The sequence below is a fragment of the Rossellomorea marisflavi genome, from assembly GCF_001274775.1.
Lineage (GTDB): Bacteria > Bacillota > Bacilli > Bacillales > Bacillaceae_B > Rossellomorea > Rossellomorea marisflavi.
On record NZ_LGUE01000004.1, the window covers coordinates 690,458 to 714,933 of the forward strand.

32 protein-coding genes are annotated in these 24,476 nt (G+C 50.7%); 5 read left to right on the forward strand and 27 right to left on the reverse strand.

The window, feature by feature from the left end; all coding sequences use genetic code 11:
- Positions 1 to 75: 75 nt before the first annotated feature.
- The 7 genes from AF331_RS13615 to AF331_RS13645 all read right to left on the reverse strand — a co-directional run bounded on the left by AF331_RS13615 (position 76) and on the right by AF331_RS13645 (position 4,676).
- Positions 76 to 510, reverse strand: a complete 435-nt coding sequence (locus AF331_RS13615; RefSeq protein WP_412177719.1) for a GNAT family N-acetyltransferase — start codon at positions 508 to 510, stop codon at positions 76 to 78.
- A 55-nt stretch (positions 511 to 565) separates the two neighbouring features.
- A complete protein-coding gene (locus AF331_RS13620; RefSeq protein ID WP_053428633.1) occupies positions 566 to 1,075 on the reverse strand; it encodes a hypothetical protein in 510 nt (169 codons plus the stop codon).
- Between the two features lie 70 nt (positions 1,076 to 1,145).
- Complete coding sequence (locus AF331_RS13625) at positions 1,146 to 1,826, reverse strand: anti-sigma factor family protein (RefSeq protein ID WP_053428634.1); 681 nt, start codon at positions 1,824 to 1,826, stop codon at positions 1,146 to 1,148.
- Positions 1,816 to 2,310 carry an RNA polymerase sigma factor gene (locus tag AF331_RS13630; protein WP_053428959.1) on the reverse strand — a complete coding sequence of 165 codons (495 nt, stop codon included), beginning with the start codon at positions 2,308 to 2,310 and terminating at the stop codon, positions 1,816 to 1,818. The genes AF331_RS13625 and AF331_RS13630 overlap by 11 nt, the downstream gene beginning before the upstream one ends.
- A 124-nt stretch (positions 2,311 to 2,434) precedes the next feature.
- On the reverse strand, positions 2,435 to 3,292 hold the full coding sequence (locus tag AF331_RS13635; RefSeq protein ID WP_053428635.1) for a GNAT family N-acetyltransferase: 858 nt from the start codon (positions 3,290 to 3,292) through the stop codon (positions 2,435 to 2,437).
- 74 nt (positions 3,293 to 3,366) lie between these two features.
- On the reverse strand, positions 3,367 to 3,795 hold the full coding sequence (locus AF331_RS13640) for a GNAT family N-acetyltransferase (RefSeq protein ID WP_053428636.1): 429 nt from the start codon (positions 3,793 to 3,795) through the stop codon (positions 3,367 to 3,369).
- Entirely contained in the window at positions 3,780 to 4,676 is an 897-nt protein-coding gene (locus AF331_RS13645) for a DMT family transporter (protein ID WP_053428637.1), read from the reverse strand. Before AF331_RS13645 ends, AF331_RS13640 begins: the two co-directional genes overlap by 16 nt.
- Positions 4,677 to 4,773: 97 nt before the next feature.
- On the opposite strand from AF331_RS13645, the gene pdxR reads away from it, so the two are divergent.
- Positions 4,774 to 6,174, forward strand: coding sequence for a MocR-like pyridoxine biosynthesis transcription factor PdxR (gene pdxR, locus AF331_RS13650; RefSeq protein WP_053428638.1), 1,401 nt, complete (start codon positions 4,774 to 4,776; stop codon positions 6,172 to 6,174).
- Between the two features lie 92 nt (positions 6,175 to 6,266).
- Here pdxR and AF331_RS13655 read toward each other — a convergent pair whose 3' ends face one another.
- Positions 6,267 to 6,878 (reverse strand): hypothetical protein, encoded by a 612-nt coding sequence (locus AF331_RS13655; protein WP_160316551.1) that lies wholly within the window; start codon positions 6,876 to 6,878, stop codon positions 6,267 to 6,269.
- 193 nt (positions 6,879 to 7,071) lie between these two features.
- Between AF331_RS13655 and AF331_RS13660 the strand changes: the two genes are divergently transcribed.
- Together AF331_RS13660 and AF331_RS13665 are read left to right on the forward strand one after the other, a co-directional pair.
- Positions 7,072 to 7,956 carry an ABC transporter permease subunit gene (locus tag AF331_RS13660; RefSeq protein ID WP_053428640.1) on the forward strand — a complete coding sequence of 295 codons (885 nt, stop codon included), beginning with the start codon at positions 7,072 to 7,074 and terminating at the stop codon, positions 7,954 to 7,956.
- Positions 7,949 to 8,974: an ABC transporter permease subunit gene (locus AF331_RS13665; RefSeq protein ID WP_053428641.1), complete on the forward strand. Its 1,026-nt coding sequence runs from the start codon at positions 7,949 to 7,951 to the stop codon at positions 8,972 to 8,974. Before AF331_RS13660 ends, AF331_RS13665 begins: the two co-directional genes overlap by 8 nt.
- A gap of 45 nt (positions 8,975 to 9,019) precedes the next feature.
- Here the strand turns inward: AF331_RS13665 and AF331_RS13670 are convergent, their stop codons facing one another.
- The 12 genes from AF331_RS13670 to AF331_RS13715 form a co-directional block, all read right to left on the reverse strand.
- Positions 9,020 to 11,095 carry a class I SAM-dependent methyltransferase gene (locus AF331_RS13670; RefSeq protein ID WP_053428642.1) on the reverse strand — a complete coding sequence of 692 codons (2,076 nt, stop codon included), beginning with the start codon at positions 11,093 to 11,095 and terminating at the stop codon, positions 9,020 to 9,022.
- Positions 11,096 to 11,208: 113 nt separating this feature from the next.
- On the reverse strand, positions 11,209 to 11,796 hold the full coding sequence (locus AF331_RS13675) for a histidine phosphatase family protein (RefSeq protein WP_053428643.1): 588 nt from the start codon (positions 11,794 to 11,796) through the stop codon (positions 11,209 to 11,211).
- A 28-nt stretch (positions 11,797 to 11,824) separates the two neighbouring features.
- Positions 11,825 to 12,178, reverse strand: coding sequence for a DUF2085 domain-containing protein (locus AF331_RS13680; RefSeq protein ID WP_160316552.1), 354 nt, complete (start codon positions 12,176 to 12,178; stop codon positions 11,825 to 11,827).
- The gene (locus AF331_RS22200; protein ID WP_152915649.1) at positions 12,156 to 12,443 is read right to left on the reverse strand and encodes a hypothetical protein; all 288 of its coding nucleotides are present in this window, start codon (positions 12,441 to 12,443) and stop codon (positions 12,156 to 12,158) included. The genes AF331_RS13680 and AF331_RS22200 overlap by 23 nt, the downstream gene beginning before the upstream one ends.
- 109 nt (positions 12,444 to 12,552) lie before the next feature.
- Positions 12,553 to 13,767 (reverse strand): HD domain-containing protein, encoded by a 1,215-nt coding sequence (locus AF331_RS13685; RefSeq protein ID WP_053428645.1) that lies wholly within the window; start codon positions 13,765 to 13,767, stop codon positions 12,553 to 12,555.
- 17 nt (positions 13,768 to 13,784) lie between these two features.
- The gene (locus AF331_RS13690) at positions 13,785 to 14,627 is read right to left on the reverse strand and encodes a gluzincin family metallopeptidase (protein WP_053428646.1); all 843 of its coding nucleotides are present in this window, start codon (positions 14,625 to 14,627) and stop codon (positions 13,785 to 13,787) included.
- Between the two features lie 13 nt (positions 14,628 to 14,640).
- On the reverse strand, positions 14,641 to 14,862 hold the full coding sequence (locus AF331_RS22910) for an NUDIX hydrolase (RefSeq protein WP_235576388.1): 222 nt from the start codon (positions 14,860 to 14,862) through the stop codon (positions 14,641 to 14,643).
- Positions 14,844 to 15,140 carry an NUDIX domain-containing protein gene (locus AF331_RS22915; RefSeq protein ID WP_235576389.1) on the reverse strand — a complete coding sequence of 99 codons (297 nt, stop codon included), beginning with the start codon at positions 15,138 to 15,140 and terminating at the stop codon, positions 14,844 to 14,846. The genes AF331_RS22910 and AF331_RS22915 overlap by 19 nt, the downstream gene beginning before the upstream one ends.
- A 211-nt stretch (positions 15,141 to 15,351) precedes the next feature.
- Positions 15,352 to 16,749 carry a DUF4179 domain-containing protein gene (locus AF331_RS13700; protein WP_053428647.1) on the reverse strand — a complete coding sequence of 466 codons (1,398 nt, stop codon included), beginning with the start codon at positions 16,747 to 16,749 and terminating at the stop codon, positions 15,352 to 15,354.
- On the reverse strand, positions 16,742 to 17,281 hold the full coding sequence (locus AF331_RS13705; RefSeq protein WP_053428648.1) for a sigma-70 family RNA polymerase sigma factor: 540 nt from the start codon (positions 17,279 to 17,281) through the stop codon (positions 16,742 to 16,744). The genes AF331_RS13700 and AF331_RS13705 overlap by 8 nt, the downstream gene beginning before the upstream one ends.
- 151 nt (positions 17,282 to 17,432) lie before the next feature.
- Entirely contained in the window at positions 17,433 to 18,818 is a 1,386-nt protein-coding gene (gene rlmD / locus AF331_RS13710; protein WP_053428649.1) for a 23S rRNA (uracil(1939)-C(5))-methyltransferase RlmD, read from the reverse strand.
- A 15-nt stretch (positions 18,819 to 18,833) separates the two neighbouring features.
- On the reverse strand, positions 18,834 to 19,694 hold the full coding sequence (locus tag AF331_RS13715) for a DNA-3-methyladenine glycosylase family protein (protein ID WP_053428650.1): 861 nt from the start codon (positions 19,692 to 19,694) through the stop codon (positions 18,834 to 18,836).
- Positions 19,695 to 19,834: 140 nt separating this feature from the next.
- Here AF331_RS13715 and AF331_RS13720 point away from each other — a divergent pair, with 140 nt between their 5' ends.
- On the forward strand, positions 19,835 to 20,032 hold the full coding sequence (locus AF331_RS13720; protein WP_048016059.1) for a hypothetical protein: 198 nt from the start codon (positions 19,835 to 19,837) through the stop codon (positions 20,030 to 20,032).
- Between the two features lie 33 nt (positions 20,033 to 20,065).
- Here AF331_RS13720 and AF331_RS13725 read toward each other — a convergent pair whose 3' ends face one another.
- Genes AF331_RS13725 through AF331_RS13735 form a run of 3 tightly spaced genes read right to left on the reverse strand, consistent with a single transcriptional unit; the run spans position 20,066 to position 21,195 of the window.
- Complete coding sequence (locus AF331_RS13725) at positions 20,066 to 20,398, reverse strand: hypothetical protein (protein WP_053428651.1); 333 nt, start codon at positions 20,396 to 20,398, stop codon at positions 20,066 to 20,068.
- Entirely contained in the window at positions 20,399 to 20,695 is a 297-nt protein-coding gene (locus AF331_RS13730) for a hypothetical protein (protein WP_053428652.1), read from the reverse strand.
- 2 nt (positions 20,696 to 20,697) lie between these two features.
- Complete coding sequence (locus AF331_RS13735) at positions 20,698 to 21,195, reverse strand: NUDIX domain-containing protein (protein ID WP_053428653.1); 498 nt, start codon at positions 21,193 to 21,195, stop codon at positions 20,698 to 20,700.
- A 124-nt stretch (positions 21,196 to 21,319) separates the two neighbouring features.
- Here AF331_RS13735 and AF331_RS13740 point away from each other — a divergent pair, with 124 nt between their 5' ends.
- Positions 21,320 to 22,261 (forward strand): 3-oxoacyl-ACP synthase III family protein, encoded by a 942-nt coding sequence (locus AF331_RS13740; RefSeq protein WP_235576390.1) that lies wholly within the window; start codon positions 21,320 to 21,322, stop codon positions 22,259 to 22,261.
- Here AF331_RS13740 and AF331_RS13745 read toward each other — a convergent pair whose 3' ends face one another.
- From AF331_RS13745 to AF331_RS13760, 4 genes are all read right to left on the reverse strand, one after another.
- Positions 22,262 to 22,666, reverse strand: a complete 405-nt coding sequence (locus AF331_RS13745; RefSeq protein WP_053428654.1) for a cytidine deaminase — start codon at positions 22,664 to 22,666, stop codon at positions 22,262 to 22,264.
- Between the two features lie 39 nt (positions 22,667 to 22,705).
- A complete protein-coding gene (locus AF331_RS13750) occupies positions 22,706 to 23,275 on the reverse strand; it encodes a GNAT family N-acetyltransferase (protein WP_053428655.1) in 570 nt (189 codons plus the stop codon).
- 25 nt (positions 23,276 to 23,300) lie between these two features.
- Positions 23,301 to 23,492, reverse strand: coding sequence for a hypothetical protein (locus AF331_RS13755; protein WP_053428656.1), 192 nt, complete (start codon positions 23,490 to 23,492; stop codon positions 23,301 to 23,303).
- Between the two features lie 93 nt (positions 23,493 to 23,585).
- On the reverse strand, positions 23,586 to 24,398 hold the full coding sequence (locus tag AF331_RS13760) for an SDR family NAD(P)-dependent oxidoreductase (protein WP_053428657.1): 813 nt from the start codon (positions 24,396 to 24,398) through the stop codon (positions 23,586 to 23,588).
- Between the last annotated feature and the right edge of the window lie 78 nt (positions 24,399 to 24,476).

Consider the following 24,476-nt stretch of genomic DNA (forward strand, 5'->3'; position numbering starts at 1 on the left):
AGAGCATCACGGATGCTCTTCGCTTTTATCAACTTATAAGTGAAAAGTCTATCATTCACCTGGGACTTCAATGGCTTACTCTCCCTGCCCATTCTTCAACACCACCGTAAACATCCCAGTCATGTTCGGGGAATGATCCATGAAATCATACTTCTCGTAAAACGATTCTTTTCCACCGGATGCAAACAATCCGACAAATGCTTTATCAGGCGCATGATCCTTCAAGTAGTCGACAAGGCTGCCCATGATCTCCTGCCCAAGGCCCTTCCCCTGATAATCAGGGTGCACGACGATATCCTGTATGTAAAAATAGATCGCTCCGTCCCCGATGATCCGCCCCATTCCGATTGCCTGTTCATGGTCCATGATGACAACAGAGAACAATGAGTTCTCCAGAGACGTTTCCGCTACATCGTAATTCATAAAATCCGTCCAGCCGACGGAATCACACAGACGTGTATATTCTTGCAAGGTGGGTGTGCGTTGTTCCAATTTGTATGTCTTCACCATTCTTCCTCCTCACTTGCTCATCTATGTTATTCGACACATCCGCTCCGTATCCTTCTCACTCCCAAATGAGTCGATCAAATGCATACCCCAGGCTCATGCCTGTCACTTTATTATCGACATGCACGAAGGATAACAGGAGATTGTTCTCATGATCTACGTACCCGATCTCTTGCATTCCCTGGTTTGAATCTGTATATGAAAAATAATTCTCACCATAGGCCGAAGTGACTTCATCCAGTGTTGAACCCAGACCGATATGAGCTGTCGTTGAACCCGTACCGCTTTCGATCACCCCGACAGCAAGGATTTCATCCGTCTCCTTATCCACACTTACATCAAGCTTTCCGTTTGTATACTGATTGTAATTCCTGTCGTATTCACCGTTTGATTCATACCCCTTGAATCCCGACTCTTCCCGGAGAAAAGTGCCCACTTTCAGTCCACCGATGGATTCACCCGACAAATTGGTAGACTGGACTTCCTTCTTGGATTGCTCCAGGGTTTGGGTGCTGCAGGCTGACAGCATTAAGAGGAGGAACAAACATAAAGCTGATAACTTTTTCATATAGGAACTCCCCGATCAAATTCTTTTCCTTAAAGCTATCACAAAAGTAAGTATTTTACATTATAAAACATCATTCTTTCTTTCCATCAAACAGATCCCTCAATCTGATCTCCTCTGTTCGACCGTCATAACTGACTGTGACCTTATCGTCATCCGTCAGTTTAATCTTCTTTCCGTCGTTGAGGATCAGGGTATCTTTGTCGGCGAATGTATACGTGACAGAAACCCCATCTCTGAATTGATCAGAAATCTCACCATATGGAAGCCAAGACGGTGGCGGGATAAGATCCCAGCTTTCATAGATGATGATCTCATCTGTATAAGGCTGATTCAGTTCATTTTGTATCGCAAGGAGGTAGCGGTCATCTTTTTTTGACTTAAAGGTCATGGTGATGCTTGACTGATCCTTCTGGATGGTGGTGTCAACATTCCCCTGATCCGCAATCCACATTGAGACAAACAGGATATGGTTCACCACTGCCAAAATCACGAACAAACCCAGCATGGATGCAATCACCACGATGATCCTCTTCTTATTCTTTGAACGTACCGTCTTGAGATAATCAATCTGCTTTCGTTCGGCGGTGCGCTGTTCCACCTGATGTTCCATGCCCTCTTCCTTCATGTCCTCCAGGTACTCCCTGCACTCAGGACATGATTCCATATGGGCCTCCATCAGTCGCCGGGTCTCATCACTCGTCAGATGTTCCAAATAGTTTGGCACAAGATCCTTGAATACCTCATGATTCATCTCGTTTCACTTCCTTTCTCATCTCTTGTTTCGCCCGATAAAAGGTGACGCGCGCCCAATTTTCCGATTCACCGAAGACGGTCCCGATTTCCTTGAACGATAACTCTCCCAGAAGTCTGAGATAGAGGATTTCACGCTTCTTCTCATCCAGCCCCCGTACCCGCTTGAAGAATTCGACCTTTGCCTCTCCCTTCAGGAGTTCCTCCTCCACATGATGGAAGCCGGCCTCCTCCACTTTCAGCCGGTCTGCCAAGCGTATCCGCTTCTTCTCCCGGTTGACTTCCTGAAGCCATACATTGCGGGCAATTGCGCATAACCAGGTCGACAACTTCGACTTGCCTTCATCAAACGAATCAAGCGACTTCATCGCTTGATAGAATGTTTCCTGGGTCAATTCCTCCGCTGCATGGCTATTATGTGTCAGCGTCATGATGTACCGATAAATAAAACCTGCGTAGTTTCCGTAAATGTCCTCCCGTTCCACCATGTCCCCCCTTTTTGCCTGCTCCTTCATGTATCCAAGATCACACCGATTCGTTACACATCTCGCTGAATTTTTTTCGCAAATAAAAAGAATCACTCACTGGAGTGACTCTCCTTCGTTCCATTTATGTCACCCGTACCACGTAGTGCTCCATCCGGTGAACCATTTCGAATCCAGCTCTCCCATAAAGACGAATGGCCTGGTCTTGTCCAGAATCCACCGTCATACTGACCGTTTGGATCCCAAGCTCGTCATGCAAAAATGCCAGGGCCGCCTTAGTCAGAGTCGTGCCGATCCCTTGATGCCTTTCAGCCGGATCGACTGCGATGAATTCAATCGTTCCTTCATTATAAGTGGGGCTCCCCTTCACATAGGCGTATCCCTTTATTCCATCTTCCGATTCCACTGCGAACACTTTATGCTCGTGATCAAGGCGTTCGAGAATATCGAGACCGCTCATGTACGTTTCTGGAAACGCTTCGTCATGCAGCTTGATGAAGGACGCATGCCTTTCCGGACTCAATTCGTCGATACTGGAATCAATCCTCACAACACTTTGCTTAGTGGCATGCATGATTAAGTGATGACTTCCCTTACAGGCTCCAACCTTATTCATAAAATTCCTCGCCAGGGTATTCTGTTCATTATAGAACCCATGGTAGGTGTGGACCTTGTCACCTAACCGCGTTGTAAGGTCCTCCCACAGTTCCAAAGCAAGCTCAGCTGGCTGCCCCTCTTTTAAAAACGGACCCCAAAGCTCCGCTGTTCCGTCCCCCAGATCGACATCTGCACCCAGCACTCCAATGATGACGTCGTTTTCATGTATGACAGTAATGGATTCTCCTGCCGGCAGGTCTGAGAATTCATGAGAAAGCGTGTGGAAGATCTCTTCCTGCATATCCCCACAATAGCCGACGTGATGTTCAACCTTTTGGTTGGAAAGAGCGATGAAAGTAGAGAGAGTATCGAAGTTGAGTGGCATAGTAGAGCCTCCTTACGCTAAAATCCCTTTCACACAAGATTCGACATCCGCTTCCATATTCCTCCACAAATCGTTCAAATCTCTTTCCTGAATGAATAACTCCGCCTTGTATATCCCATTCTCTCTTCATAAAAACGGTGAGCATCCTTCCTCGCCACACCTGATTCCAGCGCCACCAGCACGGCACCTTGTTCACGCCCATACTCATGGATGGAGGTGAGCAGTCTCTCTCCGTAGCCGTGTGACCGGTGATGGGGACTGGTGACCAGGTCATAAATGAACACGTGACGACCATTATACAAATTGGTGCAAAGCCTGATTCCTGCAAGAGAAACCAGTTCACCTTCTGCATAGAGGCCGAATAGCTGATAGCCCTCCTGGGTCATGACCTGTCTAAGACTCAGATAGCTCTCTAGCGATAGATTGGTCCGCAATGCCTTCATCACCTCAAATGATTGCGTCCATTCTTCCAGAGTGTGAAGTTCCCTTATGTTGATATCCATGTTTGTTCCTCCTTCATCTGTTTTTCTTTTAACGCCATAAAGGCACCTGCACATGACAAACTGCATCCGATCACAAGGTACGGGGTCAGGGGAGATTCACCGATCATGACCGATGCAATCCCTCCAATCGCAGGAAACAGGGCCACCATGTATCCGCTTCTCGCCCCGCCGATCTCCTTGACCAGTTTCAAATAAAACAGCCAGGCAAAGAATGACGCGCATACGGATAGGTACAGAAGTGCAGACCAATAGTGAATGGAGGGCGGCAGGGATAAGGGAACCCCTTTGCCCCATACAAATCCTCCTATCACGACGCATGCCACAAGGAACCCGAACGCATTGGTGTAGACCGGATCGACTCCCCTGTCGGCATTGATGGCAGAGCACACATCGCCGATGGATGTGATGATGGTCCCTGCAAGAGCGAGCCCCAAGCCACTCATCGACAGGGATTCCGGATGGTGGACAAGCGTCGGATACAACAGGACGAACACCGCCCCGATCCCCATTGCGCCACCCACGGCAATCCGACCCGATACAGATTCCCTCCCAACAATGGCAAGAGCCAGTGGAGTGAATACGACCTTCAGGGAGAAGATCATCGTCACTACGGCCGCGGAGCTTTGCAGCGTTCCATAGTAAAGACAAAGATAGCTCAGGGCAAAATTGCACACCCCGAACAGCAGGACCGTCACCCTGCGCCCATCTCCCAACGGTTTATCCGGCCTTCTCCATAGAAGAAGGGCTCCGAACAACAGACTGGTAAGTGCCAGCCGATAAAACAGCGATAGCTCCGGCGCGACAAGGTCCCCCTGGATCTTGACAGCGATGAAATTCAATCCCCACACCAACGTACAAAACCAATAATACATTCGAATCATAGATATCCTCCTCTTACACCCCCATTATCCAAAACATCTGTCATTTCAAAAAGATACAGTTTACACTAAACGTAAATGACAGATTAGGAGACTCCTCATGGCCGAATTGATTTTTCCCATTGACCGAAATAGCCAGATTCCCATGTATCATCAGGTATATCAGTATATCCGCACGCAGATCGCCTCAGGAAAACTTCCCCACGGAACGAGGCTTCCCTCCATCAGGGAGCTTGCCCGTCAGCTTGGTGTGAGCCGGAACACCACGCAGCTCGCTTATGATCAGCTTCTTTCAGAGGGATACCTGCGCAGTGAACATAAAAAAGGCTTCTTTGTGGAAGCCAAAATATCAGATAGCGTATTTGCCTATGAACGGACTCCGGATACTGCTGACCCTGTGGTTCCAACCAACAGGCACCACATCGACTTCCGTACCGGGACGGTGGATCAGGATAGCTTTCCCCTCGCCAAGTGGCGGCGCCATTCCAATAAAATCATGAATGACCCTTCCCTGTACTCCTATGGCGACAAGCAGGGGGATACGGAACTCAGACGGGAACTGGAGAACTATCTTTTTCAATCACGGGGCGTGCAGGCATCTGCGGACCAGATCATCATCGGCGCAGGCACGAAGTCATTGCTCCTCATGCTTCTCCTGATGTTGAGGTCCCACCATGTGATTGCCGTGGAGGATCCAGGATACGACCTGTCCAGAAAGCTCTTCATCCTCATGGGGTTTGAGGTTCATCCGACCCCAGTCACATCGTCAGGCATCCATACAGAGGAACTCAGGCAATCACCAGCCACCCTTCTCTATACCACACCGACCCACCACTACCCGACAGGCGTGACCATGCCCGTGAATCAGAGGCTCGATCTCCTCCGCTCGGCACATGAGGTCGATGGCTACATCATCGAGGATGACTACGACAGCGAATTCCGCTACATCCACCAGCCTGTCCCCTCTCTTCAAAGCATGGACCATAGCGGACGCACCATCTTCATGGGAACCTTCTCAAAAGCTCTTCTTCCCTCGATCAGGATCAGCTATATGGTCCTGCCGCCAAGCTTGCTGGCGCTGTACCGGGAAAACGCAGGGCTATTTGAACAATCCGCTTCCCCCATCCACCAGAAGACGCTGGCCCGTTTCATGAAGGATGGACACTGGTATCCACATCTCCGCAAATTGAAGGCTTTATATCGAAATAGGATGAACATATTGGTGAGGGAGCTTCGACAGGCGTTCCAAACCGATATTTATATCAAGGGCGAGCATTCGGGGATCTTTGTGGTGGTTGAAGTCAAGACCGACCAGACCGAGGTGGAATTGATTGAAAAAGCGAGCAACCATGGCGTGGGCGTATATGGATGTTCGAAGTATTTTGTGGAGGCACAGCCCCGGTACCCTCACCTGCAACTTGGGCTGGGGAAGCTGACGGAGGAGGAGATTGTGGAGGGAGTGGCGCGGTTGAGTCGGGCGTGGGAAAGGCCACCAGAATAAGAAGAACCGCTTGAGCTTTTTCTCCATACAAAGAGGTTCTATCTCTACTTTTAGAGATAGAACCTTTTTGTACTATGTCTCCGATTAGGAAATTAGTTCTTAAGATTTGGTCCTCCCGTGGGAGAGATTTCCTCTCCTTTTTCCCCGGCAACAAAGGGTCTGGGATCAATCGTTCCCCCACTCTCTTCATAGGTCATGAGGTCAGTATATTTCCGAATCACTATGATTTCTTGTTCCTCCTCTGTTACGGTATTCATCCCCCTACTATCTTTGATGCGTTCTCCAGATGAGCCAAGGAGCTCCTGCACTTTCTTATTTTGGTTACGTGGATCAATGATGGCTTCCAACCGGAACCTTTCATCGAGTTCAGGAACGCTTCGCAAAAAGACGACGGGGCCAAATTGCCCCTGACTATCCACTTCTACTTCTTCTTTTTCCTTTACTTCATCTGTAGGTTCCGCACCTCCATTCACAATACTCATATAATTGTCCTTAGAATCGAAAGGTCTCAGCTGTATAGTCACGATGGTCCCTTCCGGAAGTGTGGTTTCCCCCCGGATGATCATTCTTCGGGTAAGCAGCATCAATGTAGGATTAAGGTCCACCATCACCGCTTTCGGCTTACGCACTTCATTGCTCTTAGGTCCCTTCTCCTTCAGCCCCTCAAACGCCACCACCCTGCATCCTGCCAAAACAACAAGCATACACAGTATGAGAATCGTTAAAACCAGCCGTTTACTTCTCATCATTTCCCACCTTTTCGAGGAATCTGGAATCATTTATGAAAAAATATCTATAAACAATTTCCTAAATTACAATTTAATGGTAGTATGTTACCAAAAGATTGTCAATTAAATTCAGAATGTTTTGATTACAAAAAAAGATAAGGGGGAAATGATGAAAAAGATATCGTCAGGGCTTCTCTACACCTTTTTTATTTTCATAGGTTTCTTGTTGGTCAGCAGTGCGAGTGCCATGTTGCAGTATGACCATGAACTGGTGATTAATCTGGACAACTTCGTTTTGTCCATGAAGTCGACGCTCACGCAGATCGGGGACTTCTCGACTCTCCGCATCCCTTTGGGGGAATCCGATAGAACGTATCCTGTAACGGAAGTGTTTGCCGAGTCTTACGGGTACTCCTTCCTGATTTTGCTTGGTGCCTTTCTTTTGGCGATTGTCGTCGCCATTGTACTCAGCTACTGCTTCATGTTGCTTCCGCGGAAGGCGGGCCGGATCGTCAGCCGTTTTCTGGATGGACTTGATGCCTTGCCGGATGTGTTCATCGTCGTCCTGCTTCAGCTCTTCATCATCTGGCTCTTCAAGAATACCGGATTTCTTCTCTTCGATATCTACACCCTCGGGGAGGACAAGATTTATGTTTTGCCCATCGTCTGTCTCGCCGTTTTGCCTGTAACCTACCTCATCAAGAACTTCATCTTCCAGCTGCGGGAGGAAGAGTCCAAGCCGTATATCGAATTCTCGTATTCCAAAGGATTCTCAAAGTCTTATACGCTATGGGTTCATCTCTTCCGGAACGTATGGGTCCATTTCTTCTATCACTCCAAGCCTGTGTTCCTACTCATGCTCTCGAATCTATTGATCATCGAACTCATGTTCAACATCCATGGCTTCATGAAAGCCCTGCTGTTTGCTTCCACTGCTTCTCCCCCTGCCTTCCTGGTGGGGATGGTCCTGCTTGTCCTGCCGTTCTACGCAATTTATGCAATCGTCTCACTTTGTTTGAAAACCTGGTTAAAGGAGGGGACGACTGTTGAATAAAAAATGGATACTCGGTCTCTACCTGCCGCTTTCCGTTATCGCCCTCCTCATACTGGCCAGTTTCCTCCTGCCTATCTTCAATCCAGGGTTCGACGAGGACACGGTGAAATACTTGAAGGATGCTTCAGGGAAGATTTATGCTGCTCCACCCTACTCACCGCTTGAAATGCCACCGCTCGGAAGTGAAAAAACCGGCCTGAACCTGTTCTGGCTCCTCATTGCCGGTGCAAAATACACCATCCTGGCGACCATCGCCATCGCGTTCCTCCGGATGGTCTTCGGTTTCATATCAGGGCTGATTTACACCTTCCTTCCAAAAGTCGTGGTCAAACATGTGAAAGGACTTGCCGAAGTGTTCCAATTCATCCCGCTCGTCATCATCGTGTATGCCCTTCTGCACTACGTGGATCAGGCGTATCAGTCGGCGGCACTTGAGTCCAACACCTATATCATCATCCAGGTCATCGCCATCGCGATCGTCATCATCCCATCCCTCGGCATCTATATGGGGGAAGAAATGAAGCTGTTCATGCACAACGAATTCATCGAGGCATCCCGGACACTCGGAGGGACCAACCGGCACCTGATTCGGACCCATCTGTGGCCTCAGTTCCTGCGGCACTCCATCGTGCTGTTCTCAGAGCAGATCTCCCAGACCCTTGCCCTGCTCATCCAGCTCGGCATTCTGACCCTGACCCTGGGCGGACTCCGGTATCTACCGGGAGGAGAAGACTCCGACCCGCTCTACTTCAACGTCAATTATGAATGGGCATCCATGATCAGCATGAACACCAACGCCATCTTCGTCACCCCGTGGCTCCTGGTGGCACCACTCCTCTTCTTTGCGATCCTGATCTTCCTATTCAACACGATCAGCTCGAACCTGAAAAGGATGCTTCTCGAAACGAATGAAGAAAGGAAAGGAAGGAAGAAGAAAGTAGACAAACGTGTCAAACCAGGCAAAACCTATTCTCAGCAGGATTTTGATATGATCCGGCTTGAAAAAAAGAGCGGGTAAAAACAGAACCCCTGAGGCTCCAATGCCCCAGGGGTTCCTTACATTTCATATCTTCTCTATCACAATAAAGCACGTACTATCCGGCAAGCCCTCGATCCCGTCTTCATCCAGAACCGTCACCTTGGGAGCGAGGAACTCCTCATACCCGTCCTGGAGATAATGCTTGAACGCAACGATTTTCGCCTCATCTCCCAAGGCTTCCTTGATGGCCCCCTTGAACTCGGATGGCGTGTAGTAGCCGAATTGCTCCTGCACTTCATGGGGATAGGCTTCTTCTCCCCACGTATACGTGTAGAGGAATTCCATGGCATCATTGACCGGGAGCTTGATCCTTCCGTCTTGGAGGAATTCGTAATCCAGCTTCCTTCCCTTGAAATCATGGGCGTAACGCTTGAAGAATGCGTGCCCGTTTTCGTCCTTGAATTCGATGGTGCGGTAAGCATCCTTCGGCTCCGTCATGATCCCGTCCCTGATGATGATCCGTCCGCCTTCGCCGAGCACTTCGAATGAACTTCTAAGCGCCTGGATGATCACGTCATGATTGAACTTCTTCCCCTCGTACGGGATATACGAGAACATTTCATGGAGGATCGAGGAGAAGACAATGGTGTCGACGGACCCCGGCTCGTAATGGGCCCTCAGCTCGAGGGCATCGGCCTGCTGCACGGTCCATCGCTTGTTCTCGCGGTTTTTCCGTCTCGTCAGCTCTTCGATGACGTTGGTGGAGACATCGATCCCGACCACATTGGCTTCCGGGTGATCATCCGACAACACATCAAGCATGACGCCACCACCCGCGCCGATGTCGAGCATCAGCGTTCCCGTGGCAAAATCGGAAATAATGCGCTTATGATCCTGACCGCTATTCATGTCGGACAGATAGGTGTGTTCGTTCTGCAGGCGATCGAAGGCATCCTTCCTGAAGCCGAAGAAATCATACAGGAGGATCGTCGCCCGCTCATAGTGAGGGGACTTTTCTGCTTCCTGACAGAATTCGATCAGCTTCTCCCCTGCTGCCGAATATCGGAATCGGACCCCGATGATCTGACCCAAGAGGTCCATGGGCTCAGCCTCTAGCTCCACATGCTCATTGACCGGCTTCTCCCCGTGAAGGAGATCTTCAAGGGAGAATTCCTTCAGATACGATTCTATGATCCTCTTTTTATACAGATTGATGGTTTTCCGGCCTTTGTAATCATAGTAGATGTCTTTCATGAACGCCTCGAAGCTCACATACTGTACGGAGAGGGGATTCACCTTTTGATAGATCAAGAGGAAGATCTTCAGGAACTCTTCCAGCGTAAACTCCTTCAGGGCGGATTCGACGTACCACAGATCGGTCTTCTTGAAGAAGCTTTCCACATAACCGTTCAACCTGGCATCCGCCATATATCGGTCATACTCACGGTCGACATTCTCGCCATTTTCGATCGAAGACCGCCGAAGCCGCTCGATCCGTGCTTTCAGCGTCATTTCCACTGAACGTTCTCCGTCGATCAGGAAAGAAACAATCTGATCTGCTTCGTCCTTCACCACTTCCCAAATCTCATTCGACACCCCTTGGATGATGCATTGATTGAGTTTCTTCAAGACCACTTCCATATCCACACCGATTCCATTGTGCTCATCCATCCACTGAATGAGGGGGTGCATCTGCTTGTAGCGCACCTCTCCTCGGATATATTGACCGATCAGCCCATGGGTCAGGATCAGGGTGTAGAGGAGCTCCTCCCGCTCCAGATCCCTCAGGTGAAGGGGAAGACTCATCTGCTCCGCCGCATAAATCTGTGCTGATCCTATATTGTGGATATCGAGCTGGAAGCCCTTCTTCCCCCAGACGTTCCGCTGATGCTTCGTACCGCCCTTGGCCACTTCCGACCACACCAGCACTTCCTCGATGATTCCCTTCTCCTTTTCCGACAGATCCATTTCATTCAGCACGAGCAAGGTACGTTCCACATAAGGAAGGACCGGGTTCACCGGCATCCTCTCAAGGGAGGTGATCTGTTCCAGATTGATGTGCTGCTCTCTCGTCAGATAAAGGTACTGCAGCCACCTATGCTCCCTCAGGACATCTCGGTCCCCTGCCCTCGCTTTGTCGATAAGCTCCAATGATTTCATAATGGATCCTCCCTTTCGCTACCGTTCTTCATATGGAAAATTGTATCATAATTCACCCAGATGAAATGCCGCCGGCTCTCTGAAAAAACAAAAAAACCGAGGCGTCCTCCACCTCAGCTTGTACGTGGGACGGGATCCCACAGCCTCTCTACCTCAATCAGCTCTTCCCCGTCAAAGGTCAGTTTGTAAATATCCGGCTTCGATGTCCCCAACAGGAAGTCCAGTCCAACCCTCTCGTCGAAGTGCTGCATCATGAGTGTCATCACTGCCCCGTGGGTACCGACGGCGATTTTGTGGCCTTGATAACGGGACAGTAGCTCTTTGATGACCTCAACGGCCCGCACCTGACAACCGGCATTCGACTCTGCACCAGGCAGGGAGTAATGGGGATTCTTAAACGACTTCTCAAGGAGGGGATACAGCTCCGCATCAGCCATCCGGTTCACCCCGGAAGAAAACATTCTTTCTTTCAATTCCTCATAGAGCAGTACGGCCTTTCCAGAAAGGGAGGCGAGCTCCTCGATCGTCAGGACGGCCCGCTTATACGGACTGGAGACGAATACATCGATCCCCTCGTCCTTCAGGAGCTCCGTCACTCGTTCGGCGTCTGCCTGTCCTTTTTCGCTCAGCCCCCTGAGGCGTTCGACTTCTCCCGTCTTCGGGGAATCTCCATGTCTGATCAAATAGATGATGGTATTCATCGTGCACCTCGGATTCTGTTTAGTTGTATTACGGCAACCACGCAATAATGGACCAAAAAAGTCCTGATATCCCGATGGAGAGCCCCAACCCGCTCATCAAACCCGTTGCACTCCTAAGGGTATTGGTACTGGTTCTCCACCGTTTGAGCTGAGTCCACCCATCCAGCACCATGGGCACCTGCAGGACAAACCCGATGTAGATGGGCAAGGGGTGGATCAGGAACAGGGGGAGAAACAGCATGCCGATCAGGATGAACAGGCATCTGGAACAGATCGGCATGGCCTCCCCTCCGATATGAAAACATCGCTCTTCCCTCCGATGACAGGGCACCGTGCGGAAGAACCCATAGAGCGTGGATTTAAGGTGTGCAGTCAAATCCACAGCAATCGCCTCCACCCACATGCTTCCCTACTCCCCTTGGTACCGGCACACATTCTCCAAGGTACGCACAATCCACGCAGTCCCAGTAAGTGGAATCTTTTTTGGATGTTCTCTTTGATTGGGAGCGATAACGCCGGACCGTCGCCCCCAAAATGATGATGGAGAATACCCCGAATATCGCACAGTACACCCATTCCCCTTGGTAGCCTGTATATCCGGTTAAAAGAGAGAATAATAGAAAGGACGAAATCAATACAAAATACATGCTATCACCCTCATCAAGGTCCTTTCCCTGAAGTTTCCTATGATATGAGATTTACTATTTTCCATGAGTGATCTTACCCTTTCTTAACTGAACATGATCAAATCTTTATTCAATCCGCCCCTGCTTCTCCTATGGGAGAATGTGCAAAGACATAATCCACGATGGTCGACCCTGCGGGCAGCGTCAAAGCGTTCCAATCGGGCGTGTAGATGGTGATGGTCTCCTGAAACAGTGAATGAGAAACCACCGCTTCAAACTCGAATACATCCTCTGCAATCTCCGTGGCGTTGTGGATGTCCCCACCGAGACATTCATGGCTCAATCTCTGAATGGACATTGAAGACTTTTCCTCTCTCAATAGGGCCAATACCCCTTGATCGGAGAGTGCTTTCCCTTCCCTCGTTTGCAGAATGATTCTCACCATGTCGTTCCCGACCCATACCTTTGTTTGGAGTTTTTGATTGAAGGGGGAGACTGGCAGGGCAAGATGATCGACAAAGGAATCTGCCACCGGCTTGAACACCTGATGGACGCTCCCCATGACTGAGTAGCAGTTCAGCACTGAATCCGTGGTAATCCGGATGGAATAAAGATCGGATACTTCCACATCATCCTGCAGTAGGGAATAACTCTGATAGAGTGGCTCCCTCATTCCTTCAAAAGTGACGGTCCCCCCTACCTTTTCCCCGACCTGCTGGAATACACGATCAAACCGCGCGGAATACGATTCCACTGCCCCTACCACTTCACTGCACCGCACCGGATTCAAAAATGGGAAACTGATTTCCTCCAGCTCCGCCCTCATCTTCCTCAGTCCGAGCTTTCCGGCAAGGGGGGCGAAGAAGATCAAGGCCTCATTCGCATACGGGATCTGTTTCTCTACCGGTTTGACGTCAAGGGTCCTCATATTATGGAGTCGGTCGGCAATCTTTACCACGGCGACCCTGACGTCATCCGCTGCCGCAGAGAGAAGCTTCTGCATATTGGTAGCGTGATGTTCTTCCTTGCTCATCAGTCCCCTCTCCACCTTGGTCAAGCCGTCCACGATCCTTGAGACTTCCTGTCCGAACTGCTTCTCCACTTCATCGATCGTCACGTCCGTATCTTCAACCACATCATGAAGCAGGGCAGACATAAGGGTAGGAAGGTCTGCTTGCTCCTCCATCAGGATCGAACAGACCGCTACCGGATGCGTCAAATACGGTTCTCCTGTCGCCCGCTTCTGACCGTCGTGGGCCCGGGATGCAAATTCAAATGCCTTCTCTAAAGAAATCAAGTCACTTTGGCCCAGATAGTGTGCCCGCTTCCACCAAGCTTCCTTCATCTCACCCATCCCCCTACTCAATGTATATACCGCTCATCAATCTCCCCAAAATACGATCTTCGCTTCTCCAATCCAGGTACCTTCTTCTGTTCCCGCTCGCTCAGCTTATAGGATTCCTGATCAATATAAGCTAGCCAATCTTCCTGAAGCTCTGCCGCGTCCTTCCCATAGACCTCTTTCATCTGCTGTAGCGAATCTTTTTCATTAAAGACCTTCTCGAACTCTTCCATCCCGTACTCATCGATGAGATAGGAAACAAAGGAAGCCGACTCGATATAGGAGATCCACTGCAGGGACCGAGATGCTCCATCACTTTCCAAGGAAGGTTGAAATAGCATCCGGCTCATGGACGTTCCGCAAAGCTTCGTCAGGGGAATCATCATCCCTTCTTCTTTCACCACATTCATAATCGCATGGGGGGAAACGTCATAATTCGGATACACCGGGTCACCGTATTCCGTTTGAAGATGGATGGCAAGTCCCTCAAGTGCCCAGTAACCCCGGTCATCCTGCTCTTCCTTACCCCACAGAAGCGCATGGGAGAGCTCATGGACCGTCAGGAAATGGCCCTGATCCTTAAACAGCACCACCTCGTCCCGTGTGGCAAAAGAGATATCCTTCTGATTGTAAAACTCCAGGGAAATTTGAGAGGCAGGATCGTAATCCCCCTTCACCGCCCCCATGATCGCTTCATAGGCATGGGTCACCTCGTCCTGGATGGAACTCCGGCCGGCAGTCGAATGGTTCTCTACGGCAAACTCCACCTGTCCGACCTGGAAGGTGAACCGATCTTCTTTAAAATAGAACCAATAGATCATCAGTCCAGCGATGAGAACGATAAGAACACTAGCTGTGATCATCACTGTCTTCTTGCTAGTAATCTCCCATCACCTGCCCGGCCAACTCAATCCTCAACCACTCCACAGGTGCCTTCTTCACAAAATGCTTCTCTACAAACGCGAGCACCACATCATTCCCCGGCAGCGTCGCCCGCTCCATAGCATCGGGAAAACGGAGCCACTCATACTCGCTATGCTCCCTGTTCAGCATCACGTCCTGATCGTCCTCCACAAATCCTACGAACACCGGCGCCATGTAAATGTCAACGTTGCAGGGGAATAAAATTGGTCAAATGTGTTCCCTGTATACAACGTCCTGATGCCGATCCCCGTCTCTTCCCAGATCTCGCGCTTTGCCGCCTGCCATGCCTTTTCACCCGGCTCGATTCCGCCGCCGATGTAGCACCACGCTCCATTCAAGGTCCGGGATGCCCGCTTCAGAAGGAGCACGCGATCCTCTCCATTCACTTTCTTTACTAGAATCGCCGCAATCCCGCTGCGGCGTATAGGTAGCTCCGTCGTTTCACTCATCATCTACTGCACATCCTTACTATTATATTGGCCGGAAGGGTGAAGGATAGCTTAACTCTCCAAGAATAGCTGAAGATGTTTTTTATCAAACACACTAGAATCCCCCTTTGGGATTTTAATCCATTTTACCACTAAGATCAGAAACTTCAATCAAATCTATGAAACTACACACAGCAAAAAGGGTGCGCCGTCTTCAATGGCACACCCCTGGAATTTAGTTGTTCACGCTAATATCAAAAGGCTTCAACTCTTTAGCCGAAACAAAACTGGAGAAATCAAACTGAAGGACCGTATTCTCCAGTGTAAAATCCTTGAACGGCTCTTCTCCATCCAACTCAAATGTGGATTGGAAGTGAGCGGTCTCCCCATCGATCGTTTTCACTGTGTTCTTGCGGATGCTGTGATGTTTAGGCGGGACAGGATTGTCAGGATCAATCTTATCAAGATAATCCTGATCCACCAATAGCAGCTCATATTGAAGATTGTTTTCCAGCAGTTCAAGTCGGTCCGAACTCACGTCTGCAGGAAGACCGAGCAGCTGATAATCCAAGATCACCTGATCACCGCGCTCTGTTATTTCGTTCACCTGCACCTTCAGTCCAAGACGTTCACTCTCGAGTGTGAAGCCATCTGGATCCAGCAGCTGCTCCACCTTTGGATCGGCTACATCCACTTGAGGATAGAGAGTAAAGGAATCGATGGCCGAAGCCGGTTTCGTCATCTCCACGCGAATCGTCCGGTGGTACCCGTCTTCTTCCTGAGACTCGCTCAGTACGGTCGGATTGCCGAAACCGTATACCTTGCCGTCTTCATCCCTTGCTTTTTTAATCCGCACATCATCGTCTTTATATTTCTGAACCGTTTCATATACAAGGGACGAACTCGCCTTGGCCGTCAGGATTTCTTTCAGATGGAAGGTGACGCCATCCTGTTTGGACTCATGACTCTGGTCAAGTGCCGTCCGCGTAATCTCCTCCTGCTGAAGGGGCACGTCGAATGTCCACTCTCCTTTGACGCCATTGATGGAATGGATCGTGACGGGAAGAATCTCATTCTCGTCGATGGTTTCGTACGGATAGTTCATCTTCCACTGGAAGTCATACCCGCCCTTCACTTTCTTGACAGTACTGGAACGATCGCTCAACCACGCATCACGATCCCCCTGCCCGTCACCGTAGTTGACATCAAAGCTCACTTCCCCTGGCTCATTCTGCCCCTTCTCAACGCCATCATCCACAAATCCCGTAATCGATACCGCTACACCGTCAAAATAGGCGCTGGTCAGCTTCACCGTTACCCCGTTCTTCGTCATCGACTGATCAAGCTCCGTCACGGCCTGCTGATGTGCAAGTTCCATTCCAGTTTTATCATTGAACTGCTGGAAGATCCCCCCGATGAGCGGCGCACTGGCCAACACGCTGTTCATTGTCGGATTCACGAACCCGGATCCCAGTGTGATCCCCACAAGAGCCACTGCAGCCGTCAACCCGGTCGCTACCTTTCGCTTCTTCTTTGGCCGGGCTTGGTTCAACCCTTCCGAAATGGCACTGAACACCTTCTCCTTCGGCACCGGAATTTGCTCCATTGCTGCTTTCACCTTCTTGTTATCCATGGCACTTGTCCTCCTCATCCTGATAGAACCTCTTCAGTTCTGCTCTGCCCCTGCTCAGATTCGTCTTCACCGTATTCTCCGGAATGCCCATCATCTCGCTGATCAGCTTGATCGGGTAATCATGATAATAGAAAAGAATGATAGTTGTTCGATAACCCTCTCGTAAATGACCGATCGCATCAAGAAGCTGCTCGGACTCTTCCAGATCTGGGTCTGCGTGACCCGGGAGATTGGATAGAATCTCATCACTCAACGGAACCACTTTCTTCTTCCGACGATACAGATCACCCGCACACCGGATGACGATCCTCGTGAACCAGGTAAGGAAATACTCCGGCTGCTTCAAGGAATGGATCGACGTAAACGCCTTGAATGACGCCTCCTGCACCGCATCCAGCGCATCCTCTTCATTATTCACATACAAAAACGCCGTCCGGTAAATCCGTTCATAATGCTGCTGAAGCAGCCTCTCAAAGGCCACCTTATTGCCCTTGATCGCCTTCTTGACCAGCCGCTGGTCTTTTGCATCCATCTGGTTTGCCCCCTTTATACTTATTAGTGGGTTGGTTGGGGGAGGAAGGTTTCAGGTTGGGGGAGTTTTTATTTATACGATATCATTTACGGGTGAATTGGAGTAAAAAAAACAACAAGAACCGGTTTGGGTTCTTGTTATTTAAAAAAAGTTATTTTAATGTTAGTTTTGCTACTACCTCAACATGCGCAGTCTGCGGAAACATATCAACCGGCTGCAAATACTCCACCCGATACTCACGCTTCAAATACTCGATATCTTTTGCCAATGTCGATGGATTACACGACACATACACAAAACGCTTCGGTTTGACTTCCTTGATGGTGTCGAGGAATTTGCGGTCGCAGCCGACCCTTGGGGGGTCGACAACGACGACGTCGGGGCGCCAGCCTTCTTGTTTCCATTTGGGCATGAGGTCTTCAGCGCTGCCGACGTAGTAGTCGGCGTGGTTGACGCGTGAGGCTTTGGCGTTCTTTTTGGCGTCGTCGATTCCTTCTTTGATGACGTCCATGCCGCGGATTTCTTTGGCGCCGTCTGCGAGCCAGAGGCCGATGGTGCCGACGCCGCAGTATGCGTCGACGACTTTTTCGTTGCCGGTGAGGGCTGCGGCTTTCTTGGCTTCGCCGTAAAGCTTGCTCGTCTGGATCGGGTTGAGCTGGAAGAAGGCGCGGGCTGAAAGTTCATACGTGAACTCGTCCAGGCGTTCTTTGATGCTGTCCTTACCTTGAAGGTTGATCGTCTGATCACCGAAGATCAGGGACGTCTTCTTCGGATTGATATTTTGGACGATGGAGACGACTTCCGGCAGGCGCTTGCTGATTTCTTGGACGAGGAGATCCTTTTGTGGGACCTTCTTTTCTGTGGTAACAAGCACGACCTGGACCTGTCCCGTTTCGAATCCTACGCGTGTGACGATCGTCTTGATGATCTGGCGCTTCTGCTTTTCGTCATAGACGGGGATCTTGAAATCATTGATGATGCGGATGATTTCCGTTGTGACCTTATTCGTCAGCGGATGCTGGACGATGCACTCGTCGATGTCGATGAGCTTGTTGGAGTTCATGCTGTAGAGGCCGGCGATGGCTTTTCCGTCTTGGGTCCCGACCTGGAACTGGCTTTTGTTGCGGTAGTGCCACGGATTATCCATCCCGATTGTCGGGCGGATATCGAGCTCATCGAGATTGAGCTTCGTGTGGCGCTCGAGGGACTGGATCAGGATATCGCGTTTGGCGTCCAGCTGTCCTTGATACTCAAGATGCTGAAGCTGGCATCCACCACATTGTTCATAGACCGGGCATGGTGCTTTCGTTCTCTGGGGTGACGCTTTGCGGATCTTTTTCACGCGGGCTTCGGTGAATTTCGGATGGACCTTGGTGACTTCCACCACGACTTCTTCACCTGGCAGGGCACCGGGTACGAAGACGATCTTCCGTTTAAAGAAGCCGACCCCTTCCCCGTTGATCCCGATTCGTTTTATGGTCAGAGGAAACTGCTGTTTCAACTCGATGCGTACTTGGTTTGACTGTTGTTTATTCATCTATTCACGTCCGTTCTACTCAATACTTCTCCACAGATACAGGGAGGCATAGCTCAGGTAAGGGTCCCATGCGGCGCTCATGCGTTCCATTTCCTCGCGCGTCGGCTTCTGTTCCATCCCGAACAGCTTCTTGATGGCGTTCTGGATGCCGATATCCGCCATGGGGAACAGATTCGGCCGCCCGAGTCCGAAAAGGAGGAAGCTCTGGGCGGTCCACGGTCCGATGCCGCGGATCTTCGTAAGCTCCTTGATGATCACTTCATCGGACTCATGGGCAAGTTCTTCGAGGTTGAGCTCACCGCTTGCCACCTTCTCCCCGACGCCGATCACATACTCAGCCTTCCGCTGGGAAAATTGCAGCTCCCGCAGTTCGTCCACGGTGAGGGTCGCGATTTTCTCCGGTGACGGATAGAACCAGACGCCGTCCTTCTCGGTCCCGTAGCCGGTGACGAAACGGTGGGTCAGGGTGAAGGCGAACTTCAGGTTGAGCTGCTGATGGATGATGCTCTTCACGATGGTGGCAAATGGATTGAAATCAAGGACGATCGGCGTACCGACATGCTCCTCGAAGATCGGCTTCAGATCCGTTGCGAGAAAGTGGGCTTGGACCTCATGAAGTCCCGTGTGCCACTGGAAGATGCGGGCGATATGGGCCTGTTTTTCTTCCGATTTGTCGTCTCGCTCGAATGATAGGACGAACGCCGGCTCATCCTTTGTCCCGACACCTTTTACCGTGATGACTTCCCCTGTCGGATAATACGGGACCTTTACAAGTCTCGCCTCTCGATCCACAGCATGGAGCGGGTCGATGGACAGCCGCTCGAGCACACGGTCGAAGTCATACGGCCCCGGTATCTCGATCCTTGTTTCGCTCATTTGCCTCCCCCTTTCTATATATGCGTATTATAGCACACACCAGTATCCCCTCGCCTGCTCTGTGAAATACCTCTCAATCCCCACCCAAATTCATGTTATACTGTCAAACATAGGAATCTAGCAAGCAAGGAGGTCAACGCGTGAAGAAATCAACTTGGATCCTCGCTGTCGGAATCAGCGCCCTCATCATCCTGTCAGGATCTTTCCGAATTTATCAGATCAAAGAAAACTCCAAACAGAATCAGAAAAAAGCAGCCGAATGCGTAGACGGAGGCGGTACCGTCCTTCTCTATGAAGGCTCCATCTTCTCCCTCAGCTCCGTGTCGTGTGAACAATAAAAGGATTGCTCCATGGACGGGGCGATCCTTTTGTTATGACGCTTTCTTCAATTGATGGGCATATTTCAAGGAAAAGCTGACAATCGCGATGATCCACGCAACGATAGCCAATCCGACCGGAACATAGGTCAGCGTGCGGATAAGGCTTTCCGGCATGAAATACGTTTCGCCCTGTGGCATAAAGAAGCTCGCAATCTCAACGTTGTACATACCGGCTGTCATGAGTGCGACACCGGCGAACCCCGACCAGATGGACAGGGCATACGGCTTGATCGTTTTCACAAATAGGGACGCACCGTCGTTGACTTTCTCTGACAAGATTTTTTCCCCTGGAGGATAAGTGGTGCCGTCTTTCTTTCCACTCATCTAGTTATCTCCTTTTTTCAGCTGATGGGCATACTGGACGGTACCTGTCAAAACGGCAAAAAGGATGAATGCAAAGCCAAGGGCCGATGGGATGTAGGTAAAGAAGGCTGCTCCCGGTAACGGTGTAGTAAACAGCCAATTTGTAATGTACACCCCGTTTATCCCAATTGTCAGCAAGACGACTCCAATCAAAGCGCTCCATAACGAAAACTGATACGGTTTGAAGATGACAATTTCCTCCTCATTTCCTTCCGTAAGTCCTTTATCTCCGGGTGCTACCTGAACATCTTTCTCCATCTTCATCTCCCCTTCTCTATTTTCCTCCATGCAAGATCCAATATATCCTGATGCAACGGCATCCACCCTTTATAATGATCCGGTGCCTTCGCAGGTTCCATGAAAAGACGCGCCCCTGACTCATGCTCCCCTTCAAACGGATGGATCTTCGTTACATCCATGACGAAATACACCTGATACCCGATCTTTGGATACGATCCGTCTTCAGTCCATGAGTCGTTCTCACTATGATCCACCGTGATGTGGCCGAGCATCGTGCAGACGCCTTCCACATATCCTTCTTCCATGGCTTCACGCTTGAAGCATTCTTCCGGCGTCTCCCCCGCTTCCAAATGCCCTCCGGGAATATCCCACCCTCTTGAATGGAGATTAACGAGAAGCAGCTTCCCTTTGTAAAAGCAGAACCCGTGGGCGCTTGTAATACGCTCGAGATCCGGCAAGGCATCCGATTCTGTCCATGACAGCTTGATCCGCGCACCGCCCCATGTGACATATGTCATAGCACGCCCCCCTTTCATTCTTTCTACTTATACTAATTCCATATTATTCTTTTAAATTCCTTTTTATCCCTGTAATTATGCTAGGATGAATATGTAGGAAAAACTCATGAAATGGGGAATGTGTATGATGGTCAACACGGGAATCCTAGGGATCGGTGTCGATATTCCCGACCGCGTGGTGAATAATGAAGAACTCGGTGCCCGCTTTGGCATGAAAGCCTCGGACATCGAACGAAAGACCGGCATCATCGAGCGCCGCTACCTCAGCAAGGAAGAAACGCTCACAGAACTGTGCGAGCGGGCCGGGAAACGGGCCATCGAAAACGCGGGCGTCAATGCAGAAGAGATCGACCTTGTCATCATCGCCACGAACACCCACGACACCCATATCACCGCCGCCCTCGTCCAGGACCGGATCGGTGCCAGGAAATGCGCCGGACTCGACCTTCACTCCGGATGTTCAAGCTTCATCACAGGGCTCGCCACCGCCGTTCAGTTCGTGAAGACCGGCATGTATAAGAAATCACTCGTCGTCGCCGTGGACAAGTGCTCCTCCCTCCTCAATCCCGATGACTATAAAACCTCCCTTATCTTCGGTGACGGCGCGGCCGCGGTCATCGTAGGAGAAGTCCCGGAAGGCAGAGGGATCCTCGGCATCACCATGCAGATGGACGGAAGCGGCGGTCACCACCTCCATCTCGACGAGAACAAACATATCAAGATGAACGGCCGGGCCGTCTTCGATTTTGCCGTCGAGAAGTTCCCGGAAGCCGTGAACGAAATCCTTGCCCAGACTGGCTACACCCTAGACGACGTCCACTTCATCATCCCGCACCAGTCCAATCTCCGCATCATCGAAACGAGCATCGCGTCCCTCGGCTACCCGATGGAACAAGTCCACACTCACACGATCCGCTACTATGGCAATTCATCCGCACCCACGATTCCCATCGGACTTCACAAGGAAGTCACCGAAGGCAAAATAAAAGACGGCGACCTCGTCATCCTCGTCGGCTACGGAGCCGGACTCGGATGGGGGGCCGTCGCCCTTCGCTGGGGGAGCTGATCACTCCCCGCGATACGCCTGATACCAATGATACGGCTGGATCTCATCCAGTCGCTTGAACTCCACATGCCCGTCTTCCGTATAGATCCCTGCCTTCACCTGGGGTCCCCAGTAAAACAGACGCTCCTGGCACACCCCGCACGGAGTCAGGATCTGATACGGCGCATGCTCATCCTCACGGGCCACACAGATCGTATGCGTCACCTCATCGGCAAACTTATGCGCTTCTAAGATTGCGCCCGTCTCCATGCAGAGCTCCGTCGACGCATTGATCACCTCAGGCGCAACGCTCGTCAACAAGCGACCGCCCTTCGTCATCATCGCCGCTGCCCCGCCCCATCCGGTCGGGTAGCGGGTGTTGATGAGGTCGATGGCTGCTTCGTATAGTTGTTGTTCGGTTGTCATGGTGGTAGCTCCTTTATTCGTTGGTCGTTGTTTAATTCCTTAGTTTGAGAAGAACTCTTCCCTCAAAATCGAATACTGCTTCAGATCCATCTGCGTCCCCCTCAGATTCATCGCCTGCCGCAGCGTCCCTTCGTACGTCATGCCAAGCTTCTGCATCACCCGCTCAGACCCGATGTTTTCCGGGAAGCATCTTGCCTGGATGCGGAGGAGGTCCATATGCTCGAACCCGAACTTCAGTAGTTCACGGGCCGCTTCCGTCATATACCCTTTCCCCCAATAGGGGCGGCCGATGGTATAGCCGATTTCTGCTGTCCGATGTCGCTCGCTCCATGACACAAAATCAATTGTCCCGATGAATTTTCCGTTCTCTTTGCACTCGATCCCCCACGGCGACACGTCCTCATTCCGGTACGCCTCCAGCGCATAATCAAGGAACTGTCGCGTATCCTCAAGGGTCTGATGGGTATCCCACAGCACGTACTTCGTCACCTCGGGGTCAGATGCATACCGGAACATGTCGTCAAGATCGGTCGCTGCAATCTTCCTGAGGAGCAGTCGCTCCGTTTCGAAGATGGGCGGGTTGCTGTAGATGGATTGGATGGTGGTCATGGGTTTTCCTCCTTTTTGATTATCGTCATTCTAAGCCAAGAAATGTGATCATCACGAGTGTCCATGCGATCAAAGTGAAAGAAAGTGTCAACCAGAACGTGTTGATGGCTGTTTTTTCATCCCTCTTGATCTTTTTCATGATCGTGACGAGATTCAAACAGAATATGATACTGAGGATCGGTGTCAGGTACATACCGGTATAGAGGAAGACAATCATTGGTTTCCCCCTTAATGGAATCCATTATCTATTTGACTATTATTCCATCATTTAACAAAAACAACAAGATGATTTTCAGAATCATCGTTTATTTCAATGGGTAGAGGGGCGGATTCCGTCAACATCGGTAAATCCATATGCACGTGCCAACTCAGTGACCTCAATGGCCCGTCCGGATAGAGATGCAACATGGGCATCCATAGCCAATGCGACCACTGCGCGCCCAACATAGGCGGTGGTTTCCGTCGCCCCGTCCTCTGGGCCGAATCCAGCATCGACGACCCTTTCCGTCCTCATCCAACCGGGGCACAGCGCCACTGCCGACACGTTGTATTCCTTCAGTTCCTTCGCCATCACAAGGGTCATCCGGTTGACGGCATTCATGGTAAGATCATAGTACAGGTTAGCTGAAATCGTATTATCAAGCTGGGCGGTGATGTTGATGATCAGCCCCTTTTGCTGTGGGATCATGAGTGGTACGGCATTCCGGGCAGTGAGAACGTAGGCATGGGCACCAGCACCCATCATCGCATCCCAGTGTTCCGCCGGCCGCTCCCAGAAACGCCGGCCTCCCGCACGGGGAAGCGAGCTTTCCGAGCCGCCGAATACGCTGTTGACGAGAAGATCGATGCGTCCGTGTTGGTCTTTGATACCCTCGAATAAATGCCGGACATCGGTTGAGTCGGTATGATCACAGCGAACGGCAATCCCCTTCCCGCCGCGTGCCGTGACCCCTGCGGCCGTTTCTTCGATTGTTTCCGGTCGGTTGTCGGTTGTAGATCCGTGGATGCTTCGTCCCGTCACATAGACAGTGGCCCCAGCTTCGCCCAGCTCGTAGGCGATTCCCCTGCCTGCTCCGCGGGATGCACCGGTGACGACGGCGATTGTGTTTTGTAGTGGTTTCATGGTTAAAATCCCTTCATGTTAGGTGGTTTTGGTTCTGGACGGGTCTTGTGTGGTCACATTTTTGGGAAAACAGGATGA